This is a genomic window from Vibrio sp. A37, from assembly GCF_059777565.1.
The window spans coordinates 110198-124803 of record NZ_JBLNLI010000008.1; the positions used below are offsets into that span (position 1 = coordinate 110198).

Sequence of the window (14606 nt, forward strand, 5' to 3'; positions counted from 1 at the left end):
ATTTGTTACAACGATAAGAAGAACCCAGCCAAAGTTGCTGCCATTAAGTTTGATAGGGTACCTGCCGCAACTGCTCTCATACCAAAGCGAGCAATATCATGACGACGATTTGGCGCGATGCCTCCCAAACCACCAAGCAGTATCGCTATCGAAGACAAGTTGGCAAATCCACATAATGCGAAGGATATAATAGCCTGAGTTTTCTGAGACATTACCTGTCCAGTTTCAGCAACAATCTGACCGGCATCCCCAACATAGGGTACGAAGTTTAAGTAAGCGACAAATTCGTTCACAACCAGCTTTTGGCCGATGAATGAACCGGCTAACGTCGCCTCATTCCAAGGAACCCCGATAACAAAAGCAAGTGGGGAGAAAACCCAACCTAGGATAATTTCAAGCGTGATGCCTGGATGGCCAAACCAGCCGCCGACCGCACCGATCACACCATTAATCAAAGCGATTAAACCAATAAAAGCGAGCAGCATCGCACCGATATTGAGAGCCAGTTGCATACCCATAGACGCACCACCAGCAGCTGCATCAATGACATTGGCAGGCTTGTCTTCTCCACCTTCAATATCTTCATCAATATGTTCGTTGGGCTTTTCGGTTTCTGGTTTGATTATTTTCGCAAATAAAAGACCACCAGGAGCAGCCATAAACGAAGCGGCAACTAAGTATTCCAATGGAACCCCCATCGCTGCATAACCTGCAAGGACACCACCTGCGACTGAGGCAAGGCCTCCACACATTACCGCGAATAGCTCTGATTGTGTCATACGTGAAACGAAAGGACGTACAACTAGTGGAGCTTCAGTTTGACCAACGAAAATGTTGGCGGCTGCAGACATAGATTCTGCTCTGGATGTTTTTAGCGCTTTTCTTAGGCCACCACCAAGGATCTTGATGACCCATTGCATGATGCCTAAGTAGTAGAGTACTGAAATAAGAGAGGAGAAGAAAACAACGGTTGGGAGTACCTGAAAAGCAAAAATAAATCCAATGCCATCTACCGAGAAATTAACTAAGCTACCAAATAAAAATTCGATGCCGTTTTTCCCATAGTCGATGACATTTTGAACTCCGGCTGAAAAGCCCGCAAGAAGGTTTCTACCCCAAGGTACGTAGAGTATAAAACCACCGAGGATAAACTGAATGGCAAACGCACATCCCACTGTCCTAAAATTAATGGCTTTACGATTGTCAGACAACAACACTGCTATGCCGAGCAATACCACAATGCCGACTAGGCTCATAAACACACTCATAGTTTATGGCTTCCTTATATAAGTTATATTGGCGTGTTACAAAAAGGAGCTATATATAGCGGAGGCAATTATACGCACCGTACATATCGTCAGGTAATGCTTCCATCACACTTTCCCACAAGTTCCATATCACAAACACACAAAAATGAGATAAGCATCACTAAATTCTATTTAATTTTACATAATAAGTAACAATTATTACTAATTTTAAACATAAATTTGGAATGTTTGATTGCTATTTGCCCAAATTGCGATCGCTATGCTTTCTTTTGCTTCACTTCTGAGCTGAGAAAGAGTTTCTAGGACTTTGGGTAAGTACTTAGGGTGATTGTGCTTTCCTTGTAAACCATAGAGAGGCATATCAGGAGCATCTGTTTCTAAAACGAGATCTTGTAAGCTAAGTCGAGAAACAGTATCTCTAGTCTTGTTAGCTCTTGGATAAGTGATGGTTCCACCAACTCCAATTTTGAACCCCTTTTCAACAAACGTCATTGCTTGTTGATAGCTGCCAGAAAATCCATGTAAGACCCCACCAACATCAATACGATGATTTTTTATAAGCTGCACCAACCTATTTTGAGCTTTGCGACAATGAAGAATAATAGGAAGCTGAAGGTTTTGTGCTATCGAAAGTTGCGCAGTGAGGAATTGCTCTTGGGTCTTAGAGTCCACATCAATAAGTGCATCCAAGCCACATTCTCCTATCGCAACGCATTTTTCATGCGCGTCCGCTAACTGCTTCTCTAAATCTGCAATGTTTTGCAAATGATAAGATTTAAGAAAATAGGGATGAAATCCTAATGCATAGAACACGTCGCTATAATCTTTTGATATCTCGCGGATCTTGTTCCAGTTTTCAGGGCCAATAGATGGAATTAAAAAACGGTGTACTTGATTCTGTTTCGCCCGCTCAAGGTGGGAGGCGATATCACCATCGAACTGATTAAAATCAAGATGGCAATGAGTATCAAAAAGCTGGATTCTAGAATTATCTTGCATCGCAATATCCATCGGTAGTCGCTATTAATTCTAGCGATAATACCGATGGTCAGTTAGTTTTAAAGCGATGTTCGAGAAAATACTATTGTTCTTCTCTCTTAAACACTAACTCCTTACTTGAAGAAGACGCTTCATCGAAATAATATCCAGCGCTATTGAATTGCGTTAGCTTTTCTACATTATCCACTTCATTTTCAATAATATAACGAGCCATCATGCCTCGAGCTTTTTTGGCGTAAAAGCTAATCACTTTATATTGACCATTCTTACAATCTTTAAATACTGGTGTAATGATCTGCCCTTCAACATCTTTAGCTTTCACGGATTTAAAGTATTCATTCGATGCTAGGTTAATTAAGTTAGGGGTTTCTTGCTCTCTCAATATCTTATTAATTTGATCAGTAATGATATTGCCCCAAAACTGATATAAATTGGCACCTCGAGTGTTAGATAGTTTAGTTCCCATTTCTAAACGGTATGGCTGCATAAGATCGAGAGGCTTCAATAAACCATATAAGCCGGACAAAAGGCGTAAATGATGCTGCGCATAATTGAAATTTTGCTCAGTAAACTTTTCAGCCTCTAAACCCGTGTAAACATCTCCTTTAAATGCCAAAATGGCTTGCCTAGAGTTATCTAGGGTGAACGTTTCGTCCCACTGCTCGAAACGCGCCACGTTGAGGCTGGCGATTTTATCACTGACTTTCATTAAGCTGGCAATATCGGCAGGTGTTAGCTTGCGACACTCTTTAATCAGTTCTTTCGAGTGCTCGACGAGTTCAGGCTGAGTATAGTGTTTTGTTGCTAGAGGAGACTCGTAGTCCAGCGTTTTAGCCGGAGATAATACGATGAGCATGGCTGACTTCCTGTTTCGTTAACTTTCTACCAAGGATATAAAAAAAACCATGCAAAGTCTGCATGGCTTTCAATATGTATCGTGTTCAATCTAAATGAGTGTAGAAACTATCTTTAATTTGTTTTTAGTCTCGCACTATCGATTGACACATCTTCTTCATTCTGCGGCGTTTCGGTTTTGTCCCAAATACCATCTTCTAACTGAGATTGCAGCTCAGGGTATTCGTTCGCATCGAAGGTTGGCAATTTTCCAGATTCTAATTGACGGTTGTAATCTCTTGCTAACTTAACTACTACACCAGATAAAAGAAGAATCGCTACTAAGTTAACGATAGCCATCATGCCCATAGACACATCAGCTAAATTCCAAACCGTTGGCAAAGCAGCAAGAGAGCCAAACATTACCATTCCAACAACGACCAGTCTCAACAAAAAGATCTTCTTCTTATCGTGCAGTTTTAAGAATATTAAGTTCGTTTCGGCATAAGAATAGTTGGCAATAATTGATGTAAATGCGAAGAAGAAGATTGCTACCGCAATAAATATTTCCCCCCAACTACCAACTTGCGCACTCAGTGCTTGTTGAGTTAGCTGAATACCTGTGATATCTCCATGTGGTATGTACTTACCCGACATAAGGATGATTGCCGCTGTACACGTACAAATAACTAAAGTATCGACAAATACACCAAGCATTTGCACGTAGCCTTGTGAAGCTGGGTGCGGCGGATACGGTGTCGCCGCTGCGGCTGCATTAGGAGCAGAACCCATACCGGCTTCATTCGAAAATAAGCCTCGTTTTACACCATTGATGACCGCTTGAGAAACCGCATAACCCACACCACCAGCTGCAGCTTCTTTAAAGCCAAGCGCACTCTTAATAATGAGTGCAAATACGCTAGGTAACTTATCGATGTTCGTGAAGACGATAAATAACGCCAATAACAAATATGCTAACGCCATGATAGGAACGATAAGCTCAGCCGTGCGAGCAATCTTTCTTATACCGCCAAAAATAATAAACGCTGTTAAGATAACAAGGGCAAAACCAACGTACATCGGTTTGATACCAAATGCACCGCTCATCGCACCTGCGATTGAGTTGGCTTGAACAGCATTAAATACAAAGCCAAATGCAATCATTAGGAATATTGAAAACAATACTCCCATCCAACGCATGCCTAAGCCTTTTTCCATGTAGTAAGCAGGACCACCACGGTAGTTGCCGTACACATCTTTAGTTTTATATAACTGTGCCAAAGCGCTTTCTGCGAATGCAGTGGACATACCTAACATCGCGATTAACCACATCCAAAATATCGCACCTGGACCTCCGGCGGTTAATGCAATCGCAACACCTGCCATATTCCCTGTCCCTACACGAGCGGCCAAACTGGTACACAATGCCTGAAAAGATGAAATACCGGAGTTATCCGCTCTGCGGCTGTTTTTTAGCACACTAAACATATGACCGAAATGGCGGAATTGCAGAAAGCCCAAACGTATTGTGAAATAAACGCCGACACCTACAAGTAAATAAACCAGCACCGATCCCCACAGGAGATCATTAACCAAGTTGATTAAATCTGTCACTAAAGCCTCTCTAGGTTAAAACGCCGCTCAAACCTACCTTGGTTGATGAGTTATATCGCTACTTAATTTCCATACGAGCAAAGCCTACCGATTTTAATTCAATCAGCATCAGCGATATAAGTTGAATTGTATTTCGATTCGACTGGCTTTCCCTAGCCAGTAAAAACAACACAGCGTGTTCTATGATGGGCGTGGATCATGCAGGTTGGTCAGAGAAAAATCAATAAGAAACCAAAGTCATAAAAGCATAATGAATACATATAACTTCAAACAATAAAAAAACATAAAAACACATAAATAAAACAAGCTTTATACATTTCAGTCGATATATGCTTTCGAAATAAGCTAAAATCCAATAGATATATAAAGGAAAACTGATTGTTAAGCCCATTGAATTACTACAATTAATGGATTCCTCTCAACCTAAGAGGAGAGCCACCTACATCTAAAAGGCCAAATTTGCTTAATTCTTGTTAATAGTATTCATTCTCACTAATGTATTAACAAACGAGAACTCACTTTATTCTTTTGTTAAATATTAAATGTTCAAAAAACAACCAAATCAAAGAGCTTTATTCTAGGGTACCTGTGCATTTTTTATTAAACATTCCACCTTTTTGTAACAAATGAGAAACAAATCAAGGTTATTCTTCAACAAAATGTGGTATTAAAAAGATTCCGTTTAGGGGCAACTAAGATTAAGAGGTAGCTTATGGATGGCTTACAATTTGACGACATGGTGGATATGGATCTCCCAAAGGCTCGCTCAACCCGATCTAAACCCGTAAAGCGTAAGTGGCGCGAAATCGAAGCAATTAAGGACAGGCAAGAACTACAACGTGAACTAATGGAAATGGACATCGGCTTAGATATTGACGATATAGAAATTTAGCAAATAAAAGGCACTCAGTTGAGTGCCTTTTATTTTATTAGAAGTATTCGTTATCGTTTTGTCGAACTCGCTCTGCCAATTGGCGGTATTTATCTGCTATGTTATTGCCAAAGACTGGATCATCTTCAACAACATCCCACAATTTTTCCACATCTACCCAATCTTGCTCGGTAAATGTGTTTTCAATCGCAGGTAATATAGATAGCTCTTCTGATTCAAGATGGTGTTTTTGATAATTGAGGAAATCTTCCAGCTGATTAATAAACATGTCTTGCGGGACAACAGCATCATTGAGAATCATCTCTACCAATAACATGAAGTCATGCGTTTTCTTAGCAAGCTGTTCATGTTCCTTGACTAGATTTTCAAGCTCTACGCTACCATATTTGGTAATGTAATGATTATAAAGAATATCTTCTTTTGGGTGATGCACCTTTTCTGAATGGTTTGATAGGTAATCGACGATTTCTTTTACAAGACTATAGTTAATTGGCTGCTCTTGTCGAAGCAAAGAAAGCTTTCTTCTAAGAATAGCAAGCAAACGAACCATATATCCGTGTTCTCTTCTTATCCTTTCTATCATCATTTCGACCCCCTGACCGAATCATATATAGTCACTTTAGTGTATAGGGTCGAACAAGAGTTACCTTGATTCTGTTCAAAAAATATCAAACTATATCGATACGTCTAGCGGTAGATGCCAATTGATAGGTTCCTGTCCTTTCGCCTCAAGTAAAGTATTTGCTTGAGAAAAATGCCGACTTCCTAAAAAGCCTCTGTGAGCAGAAAGTGGTGAAGGGTGTGCGCACGTTAATATATGGTGTTTTTGTCGGCTAATGTACTGCCCTTTCTTTTTCGCATGAGAACCCCAAAGCAAAAAAACCACTCCTGATAAATGTTGGTTGATTGCCTCTATCACTCTGTCAGTAAACGTTTCCCAACCTGTTTTTGAATGAGAATGTGCTTTACCTTGTTCAACGGTTAAAACCGTATTAAGAAGTAAAACTCCCTGCTCCGCCCAACTTTGTAGGTAACCGTGAGAAGGCGTTTGAAAACCAGGTATATCTTGGGATAGCTCTTTATACATATTTGCAAGAGAAGGAGGGGTTTTCACTCCAGGTAGAACCGAGAAACAAAGGCCGTGAGCTTGATTTGGTCCGTGATAAGGGTCTTGGCCAAGAATGACTACTTTGATTTGATCAAAGGGGGTAGCTCGAAACGCATTGAACACATCTTCTGATTTCGGAAAAACAGTTTTACCTAAGCGCCTTTCAGACTCAACAAATTCCATGGTTTGCTGAAAATACTGCTGCTGTTTTTCTTTACCAATAACATCTTGCCAAGTTAACGCTTGATTCATAGGTATGGCCCTTAAACACTTTAAACGAGTAATTTAAAAGGGAGTTTACAGGGCCACCCTTAATAAGCCTAACCATTTTTCTGTGGAATTCGATGATGTCCTTGACCAGAAATATGTCTGTTTGGCACCGGGAATCTCGGCGTCATTGGGCTATAACTTACTGTATTTGAAGAATGAACTATATTCATACGGTTTCCTCCTCACATAGTAACCATGAAAATCACAGTCTTCAAAAATTGCTATGAAAAAAAGATGCCAAAGTTGAAATAAAGCTTCTTAATACTTTGAATCTAGGTGAAATTCTCTTAAAAGGGATATTTCTTGGGGCCAAACATTCGGTTCTATTGTCTCTAAAATCAATGGGATAGAATCAAACCTAGAGTCCTTAGCAATATATTCAAAGCAGCTCCAACCTATTTCCCCTTTACCTAATGACTGATGTCTATCAACCCGACTAGACAACGTTACTTTTGAATCATTTAGATGCATTGCTCTCAAATAGTGCATTCCAACAATGTTCTCAAATTGAGAAAACGTTTCTTCACATGCACTAAAACTGGAAAGATCATAACCTGCAGCAAAGGCATGACAGGTATCAAGACAAACACCTACCCGCTCTTTATCTTCAACTTGCTCGATAATTTCGGCTAGATGTTCGAACCGACAGCCCAAATTTGTTCCTTGACCCGCAGTGTTCTCAATAACGGCCACGACATCTGGTACTGCCTTATGTGCGAGATTAATAGATTGAGCAATCTTTTCTAAACATTCGCTTTCTGAGATTTTCTTTAAATGGCTGCCGGGATGAAAATTAAGTAAAGACAAACCTAATGCTTTGCACCTTTCCATCTCATCAATAAAAGCTGCTCTAGATTGATTCAGCTTTTCATCTTCTGGCGATCCCAAGTTAATCAAATATGAGTCATGAGGAAGAATTTGATCTGAAGTAAATCCAAACTCTCTACAATTACGCTTGAACATGTCGATGCTCGTCTTCGTCAAAGGCTTCGCATTCCACTGCCTTTGATTCTTTGTAAATAGTGCGAAAGCATTCGCGCCAATTTCACTTGCTCGGACAGGTGCATTTTCTACCCCACCAGCCGCTGAAACATGTGCGCCTATAAATTTCTGGCCAAAGTCTATCTGCATTAGTTCACTTGCTCTTAATGTGATCACCGTTTTGGGGCGCTATGGTACGAGCATTATGTGTCGGATTACAACCTTGTTCCTAACTTAACCAAATCGCCTAGTAAATAAGCAAACCCAACTCACATTCACTCTATTGATAAAGAGTCTAAAATTATTATTTTATTGATTTATATCAATTACTTATCGAATATTCATAGGCGTAAGGTTAGATAAATTGATTTACATCAACATTAGTGTGTTCAATCTGTTTTATATATAGATACGTTCAACTTTTTTTGAAAAGTACTATCAAAATTAATATCAAAATAACCACTCGACGTGGACTAGGAGACAGTAATGATTCACGGTATCCAAATTACAAAATCAGACAACAACGACCTACTTAACTCAATCTGGCTAATCGACGATGAGAAGCAAGAAGCTCGTTGTGTGGCAGCAAATTCAGGCTTTGAAACTGACCAAGTCATGCAGGTTTCAGATCTAGGTAGCTATGAGAGCCGCGAAGTAGCAATCGAAACTGCACCAAAAGTTGAAGGTGGTCAGCACCTTAATGTTAACGTTCTTAAGCGCGAAACATTAGAAGATGCTGTAGAGCATCCAGAGAAGTACCCACAGCTGACTATTCGCGTTTCTGGCTACGCAGTACGTTTTAACTCACTCACTCCAGAGCAGCAACGCGACGTTATCGCTCGTACTTTTACTCAATCTCTATAATTTCTTATTTCTGATTTCTCGACTCAAAGGCGCCTTATTGGGCGCTTTTTTTATATCTACGGCTCATCTCAACTTAGGTAATTCATACTTAGTAAAGTTTTTAGTTTACTTAAAACTTTGAACGATCTAGTTTATAAGCAAAGAACTGCATTTGAAGAAGATGGGAGGTAATCAATGAAACAAATAGCCATCGTATATTTCTCAGCAAATGGCTCAACCAAAGCCATAGCTCAGAAGATTTCCCAAGGTGCAATTGGCTCTGATGTTAAATGCCATTTGGTTGAAATATTGCCAGAAAACCTTGTTCAGGGTAGGTATACAAGCAGTGACAACTTTGAGACGCTTACTCTTAGTGATGCCATTATTTTTGGCAGTCCAACTTACATGGGCTCTCCCGCTGGACAGTTTAAATCCTTTATGGATTCAACTAGCGATTGCTATGTGGATAAAGCTTGGCGTAACAAACTCGCTGCAGGATTTACCGTTGGTGGAAGTCTAAATGGTGAGCAACAGCAAACCTTGCTATCCTTTTTTACGCTCGCTTGTCAGCACGGCATGCTTTGGGCCGGATTAGATGTTTCAGAACATACCGATGACTTAGGACTTAATCGAACGGGATCCAGTATCGGCTTAGTTGCTAGTACCGATGTAAAAACAGGAAGAATGCACGAAAATGATCTACAAACCGCCTATTACTTTGGTCAGCGCATCGCACAATTACTACTGAGATGATATATCCAAACAGATCATTCTCCGTTAAAGTAGCTTAATGATTCCAACTTTTCATCATTAAAAAGTCATTATGCTGCTTGAAGGTATCGAAACACTACTGGTTCTGAGTAAAGAACAAACAATGAGTAAAACTGGCAGCCAGCTTTATATTAGCCAGTCTGCGGTCAGTAAGCGGATATCCAATTTAGAAAAAAAACTAGGTAAAAAGCTGATTGAGCCTCATGGCCGCCGAATCAAATTAACCAATGATGCATTAGCTCTGATAGAAACGATTGGACCAACGTTTAGTGAACTAAGAGGAAAGATATTTGATCAACAGGAATTGGAAGACTCAACGGTTATAAAACTTGATTGCTCAGAAACTTTAGTCGCTGGTTACTTAAGCAAAGTGATGAAAAGTTATTTTAACTCTGACAAGCATATCCAAATCACGACCAACCATACTCCAAGAATCATAGAACACGTACAATCGGGCCGAGCTACTGTGGGATTTTGTGGCGGCTACCTCCCTTCTCATCACGGGTTAATGACTTTTCATCTTGGCAACGAACCTTATTTTGTGGTGAGCAGAGAGCCGTTAGATGGCCTGCCATCTCAGCTAATCACTAACGATCTCAATAACCCTGCAAACACCTACCAGTGTTCTATTCTGGCATCACTTAATATCGACCCCGTAATGGAGATGGACTCTTATACTGCAGCCGCACAACTTGGGCTTGGAGGAGTCGCACCAGCCCTCGTTCCACTATCAATTGTCAATGCACTAAATATTGGCAAAGAGCATCTTTATGAGTTTAAACAGCTTGATCCTCTTGTTCGGCCAATTCATGTTTGCCTGCGAGCGAACTCTTATCAATCATCTCGCGTTAAAAAATTGATTGCCACCATTGAGGATGCTGTTCCCAAAGCAATTTCGCCGCAATCAACATAGACATGACGATCACCATTGGCCTTATCCACTTGCTGCCTTTGGTTATAACCATCTTTGCCCCTAGACGAGCACCTAAGAAATTACCTAGTGCCATGGTCAAACCTATTTTCCATATTGGTAGGCCAGCAATTATAAAAAACACTAGTGCTGCTAAATTAGAAGTGAAGTTTAGCACTTTAGTTCGTGCTGTTGCATCCACAATAGACATATTGGCTAACGCTACGAAGCAAACAGTAAATATTGAGCCTGTTCCTGGCCCAAAAAAACCATCGTAAAAACCAACGCCACCACCAACAAAAAACGCCAGTATCGCGTCAGAGTACTTCTGTTTGCCTTCATGTACTTGAGTTTTTGGAGCAAAAAGAAAATAAAGAGAAATCGCAATGAGCAGGCCGGGAATCAAGCTTGTCAGTACATCGACATCGATAACTTGTACCAATTCTGCGCCAAGAGCAGCTCCGACAAAAGTCCAAAATATATAGACTTTTATCTGATCTAATTTAATTATTCCATTGCGAACAAAATACCAACTAGCAGAAAAGCTACCAAATGTACCTTGCAGCTTGTTGGTTGCTAACGCTTGTGTGGGAGGAACACCCGCAGCGAGCAGTGCTGGCACGGTAAGCATTCCCCCGCCACCAGCCATTGCGTCAATAAAGCCTGCAACACAGGCTACTAAAAACAAGATCCCTAAGATCTCTATCGAGATTTCCATTTTCGCTCTCAAAAATTCAAAGAGGCCAAAAGGTAGCATTGATTTTAGTGATAGAAAATGGAATCCCTCGATTACTATCTATTCCTAATTTTCATGATTAGTGAATAGACACAAAAAAGCCCGCATTTCAGCGGGCTAAATTCGGCTTTAGAATTCAGTTATTTTGCTAAACTCTCTTTCACTTTAGCGTGCAGCTCTTGAACTGACGTCACTGTGTTGCGATCGTCAGCAGTGTGCGACATACAACATGCGAATGCTGCGTTTAGAGTTGTGGTGTAGTTAACCTTCTCCGCTAGAGCACCACGACGCAGAACCTTTGAGTCCTCAATTGCTTGACGACCAGCTGCTGTGTTAACAATGTAGGTGTACTCATTGTTCTTGATACGGTCAAGAATGTGTGGACGACCTTCATGTACTTTGTTCACTAGACGTGGGTTAATACCTGCTTCACCAAGAATCACTGCAGTGCCGTGTGTAGCATCAAGCTGGTAACCAAGCTTAGTCAGCTTAGATGCTAGATCCACAACTCGCTCTTTATCGCCTTCACGAACAGATAAAAGCGCACGGCCACCTTCTGGGTACTCTTTGCCACAACCTAGCTCAGCCTTCGCGAATGCTTCAGCGAACGTCGCGCCAACACCCATAACCTCACCTGTAGAGCGCATCTCTGGGCCTAACAGTGGGTCAACACCCGGGAACTTGTTGAATGGCAATACCACTTCTTTTACTGAGTAGTATGGTGGGATGATCTCTTTTGTGAATCCTTGAGATTCTAGAGACTGACCAGCCATTACACGAGCGGCAATTTTCGCTAGTGGTGCACCCGTTGCTTTAGAAACAAACGGTACAGTACGTGCCGCACGAGGGTTAACTTCGATTAAGTAAACTTCGTTGTCTTTCACAGCAAACTGAGTATTCATTAGACCGCGAACACCAAGTTCAAACGCTAGCTTTTCAACTTGCTCACGCATCACATCTTGGATTTCTTGGCTTAGTGTATACGCTGGAAGAGAACATGCTGAGTCACCTGAGTGAACACCCGCTTGTTCGATGTGCTCCATGATGCCACCGATAACCACACGTTCACCGTCACAGATAGCATCCACGTCAACTTCAACTGCATCATCTAAGAAACGGTCAAGAAGAACCGGAGACTCGTTTGAAACGCTCACTGCTTCGTTAAAGTAACGACGCAAGTCTTGCTCATCGTAAACGATTTCCATCGCACGGCCACCCAATACATAAGAAGGGCGAACAACCAATGGAAAACCAATCTCTTTTGATTTTTCAACCGCTTGCTCGATAGCTGTCACTGTCGCATTTTCTGGCTGTTTAAGACCTAAACGCTCCACCGCTGCTTGGAAACGCTCACGGTCTTCTGCACGGTCGATAGCATCTGGGCTGGTACCAATGATAGGTACGCCTGCTGATTCTAGAGCACGAGCAAGTTTAAGTGGCGTTTGACCACCATATTGAACGATTACACCTTTTGGCTTTTCAACGCGAACGATAGCCAATACGTCTTCAAGTGTTACTGGTTCAAAGTACAAGCGATCAGAAGTGTCGTAATCGGTTGATACTGTCTCTGGGTTACAGTTAACCATGATGGTTTCGTAACCGTCTTCGCGTAGTGCTAGAGAAGCATGTACGCAGCAGTAATCAAACTCGATACCTTGACCGATACGGTTTGGACCACCGCCAAGAACCATGATCTTGTCTTTGTCTGTTGGATTCGCTTCGCACTCATCATCGTAAGAAGAGTACATGTATGCAGTATCAGAAGAGAACTCAGCAGCGCAAGTATCAACGCGCTTGTAGACTGGGTGGATGTCGTATTGGTCGCGTAAACGGCGAATTTCGCTTTCAGACACACCCAATAGAGCAGATAAACGAGCATCAGAGAAGCCTTTACGCTTCATACGACGCAATACATCTTCTGAAAGACCGGCAAAACCGCCTGCTTTCACTTGCTCCTCAATTTTCACGATCTCTTCGATCTGAACGAGGAACCAGCGATCAATTTGCGTTAGGTTGAATACACCGTCTACTGACAGGCCTGCACGGAATGCATCTGCGATATACCAGATACGCTCAGCGCCTGCTTCTTTAAGCTCGTGACGGATTTTTGAAAGCGCATCTGGAGCATCTAGGTCAACCATCTCGTCAAAGCCGTTTGCGCCAACTTCAAGGCCGCGCAGTGCTTTTTGTAGAGATTCTTGTTGGTTACGACCAATTGCCATCACCTCACCAACAGATTTCATCTGAGTGGTTAGACGGTCATTTGCACCAGCAAATTTCTCGAAGTTAAAGCGAGGAATCTTAGTTACAACGTAGTCGATAGTTGGCTCAAATGACGCTGGAGTTGCACCGCCAGTGATGTCGTTCATCAACTCATCTAAAGTGAAGCCAACAGCAAGTTTTGCCGCTACTTTTGCAATTGGGAAACCTGTCGCTTTAGAAGCAAGAGCAGAAGAGCGAGATACACGAGGGTTCATCTCGATGATAACCATACGGCCATCTTTCGGGTTAATACCGAACTGAACGTTTGAACCACCAGTCTCAACACCAATTTCACGCAGTACTGCTAGAGAAGCGTTACGCATCAATTGATATTCTTTGTCAGTTAGCGTTTGTGCTGGCGCTACTGTGATCGAATCACCAGTGTGGATCCCCATTGGATCAAAGTTCTCGATTGAACATACGATAATGCAGTTATCCGCTTTGTCGCGAACCACTTCCATTTCGTACTCTTTCCAACCAATTAGAGATTCATCGATAAGTAGCTCGTTGGTTGGAGAAAGATCCAAACCGCGACGGCAAATTTCTTCGAACTCTTCTTTGTTATACGCGATACCACCACCAGTACCACCCATAGTAAATGAAGGACGAATAATACATGGGAAGCCGACCATATCGAGGACTTTATATGCTTCTTCCATGTTTTTCGCGGTATCTGCGCGCGGACATTCAAGACCGATAGATTTCATCGCCGCATCGAAACGGGAGCGATCTTCCGCTTTATCGATGGCATCTGCAGTCGCGCCGATCATCTCAACGCCGAACTCTGCTAGCACGCCTTTGCTTTCTAGCTCTAGAGCACAGTTAAGAGCTGTTTGACCACCCATAGTAGGTAGAACCGCATCTGGACGCTCTTTTTCGATGATTTTACGCACAACTTCCCAGTGAATTGGCTCGATATATGTTGCATCAGCCATCTCTGGATCAGTCATGATCGTCGCAGGGTTCGAGTTAACAAGAATAACTCGGTAACCTTCTTCACGCAGTGCTTTACATGCTTGAGCACCAGAGTAGTCAAACTCACATGCCTGGCCGATTACGATTGGGCCAGCACCAAGAATAAGAATACTTTTAATATCAGTACGTTTTGGCATTTTCTA

13 protein-coding genes are annotated in these 14606 nt (G+C 41.8%); 4 read left to right on the forward strand and 9 right to left on the reverse strand.

Annotation, left to right across the window (positions count from 1 at the left end; all coding sequences use genetic code 11):
* Nucleotides 1-5: 5 nt before the first annotated feature.
* The 4 genes from ACM2FC_RS14990 to ACM2FC_RS15005 all read right to left on the reverse strand — a co-directional run bounded on the left by ACM2FC_RS14990 (nucleotide 6) and on the right by ACM2FC_RS15005 (nucleotide 4715).
* Complete coding sequence (locus ACM2FC_RS14990) at nucleotides 6-1268, reverse strand: NupC/NupG family nucleoside CNT transporter (protein WP_498481771.1); 1263 nt, start codon at nucleotides 1266-1268, stop codon at nucleotides 6-8.
* Between the two features lie 207 nt (nucleotides 1269-1475).
* On the reverse strand, nucleotides 1476-2249 hold the full coding sequence (locus ACM2FC_RS14995) for a TatD family hydrolase (RefSeq protein ID WP_498481873.1): 774 nt from the start codon (nucleotides 2247-2249) through the stop codon (nucleotides 1476-1478).
* A gap of 100 nt (nucleotides 2250-2349) precedes the next feature.
* On the reverse strand, nucleotides 2350-3123 hold the full coding sequence (yaaA, locus tag ACM2FC_RS15000; RefSeq protein WP_498481772.1) for a peroxide stress protein YaaA: 774 nt from the start codon (nucleotides 3121-3123) through the stop codon (nucleotides 2350-2352).
* Nucleotides 3124-3236: 113 nt separating this feature from the next.
* Nucleotides 3237-4715: an alanine/glycine:cation symporter family protein gene (locus ACM2FC_RS15005; RefSeq protein ID WP_498481773.1), complete on the reverse strand. Its 1479-nt coding sequence runs from the start codon at nucleotides 4713-4715 to the stop codon at nucleotides 3237-3239.
* Between the two features lie 712 nt (nucleotides 4716-5427).
* Between ACM2FC_RS15005 and ACM2FC_RS15010 the strand changes: the two genes are divergently transcribed.
* The gene (locus tag ACM2FC_RS15010) at nucleotides 5428-5607 is read left to right on the forward strand and encodes a DUF3545 family protein (protein ID WP_498481774.1); all 180 of its coding nucleotides are present in this window, start codon (nucleotides 5428-5430) and stop codon (nucleotides 5605-5607) included.
* A 37-nt stretch (nucleotides 5608-5644) separates the two neighbouring features.
* Here the strand turns inward: ACM2FC_RS15010 and ACM2FC_RS15015 are convergent, their stop codons facing one another.
* The 3 genes from ACM2FC_RS15015 to nfo form a co-directional block, all read right to left on the reverse strand.
* Nucleotides 5645-6193 carry a hemerythrin domain-containing protein gene (locus ACM2FC_RS15015; RefSeq protein WP_498481775.1) on the reverse strand — a complete coding sequence of 183 codons (549 nt, stop codon included), beginning with the start codon at nucleotides 6191-6193 and terminating at the stop codon, nucleotides 5645-5647.
* Between the two features lie 87 nt (nucleotides 6194-6280).
* Nucleotides 6281-6967, reverse strand: coding sequence for a uracil-DNA glycosylase (gene ung, locus ACM2FC_RS15020; protein ID WP_498481776.1), 687 nt, complete (start codon nucleotides 6965-6967; stop codon nucleotides 6281-6283).
* Nucleotides 6968-7243: 276 nt separating this feature from the next.
* A complete protein-coding gene (gene nfo / locus ACM2FC_RS15025) occupies nucleotides 7244-8116 on the reverse strand; it encodes a deoxyribonuclease IV (RefSeq protein WP_498481777.1) in 873 nt (290 codons plus the stop codon).
* A gap of 336 nt (nucleotides 8117-8452) precedes the next feature.
* Here nfo and grcA point away from each other — a divergent pair, with 336 nt between their 5' ends.
* The 3 genes from grcA (at nucleotide 8453) to ACM2FC_RS15040 (ending at nucleotide 10493) form a co-directional block, all read left to right on the forward strand.
* Nucleotides 8453-8830, forward strand: coding sequence for an autonomous glycyl radical cofactor GrcA (grcA, locus tag ACM2FC_RS15030; protein ID WP_498481778.1), 378 nt, complete (start codon nucleotides 8453-8455; stop codon nucleotides 8828-8830).
* Nucleotides 8831-9004: 174 nt separating this feature from the next.
* Nucleotides 9005-9562 (forward strand): flavodoxin family protein, encoded by a 558-nt coding sequence (locus ACM2FC_RS15035; protein WP_498481779.1) that lies wholly within the window; start codon nucleotides 9005-9007, stop codon nucleotides 9560-9562.
* A 70-nt stretch (nucleotides 9563-9632) separates the two neighbouring features.
* Nucleotides 9633-10493, forward strand: a complete 861-nt coding sequence (locus ACM2FC_RS15040; RefSeq protein ID WP_498481780.1) for a LysR family transcriptional regulator — start codon at nucleotides 9633-9635, stop codon at nucleotides 10491-10493.
* On the opposite strand, the gene ACM2FC_RS15045 is transcribed toward ACM2FC_RS15040, so the two are convergent.
* Entirely contained in the window at nucleotides 10429-11208 is a 780-nt protein-coding gene (locus tag ACM2FC_RS15045; protein WP_498481781.1) for a TSUP family transporter, read from the reverse strand. The two genes, ACM2FC_RS15040 and ACM2FC_RS15045, sit on opposite strands and share 65 nt — an antisense overlap.
* Nucleotides 11209-11366: 158 nt before the next feature.
* The gene (gene carB, locus ACM2FC_RS15050) at nucleotides 11367-14600 is read right to left on the reverse strand and encodes a carbamoyl-phosphate synthase large subunit (protein ID WP_498481782.1); all 3234 of its coding nucleotides are present in this window, start codon (nucleotides 14598-14600) and stop codon (nucleotides 11367-11369) included.
* Between the last annotated feature and the right edge of the window lie 6 nt (nucleotides 14601-14606).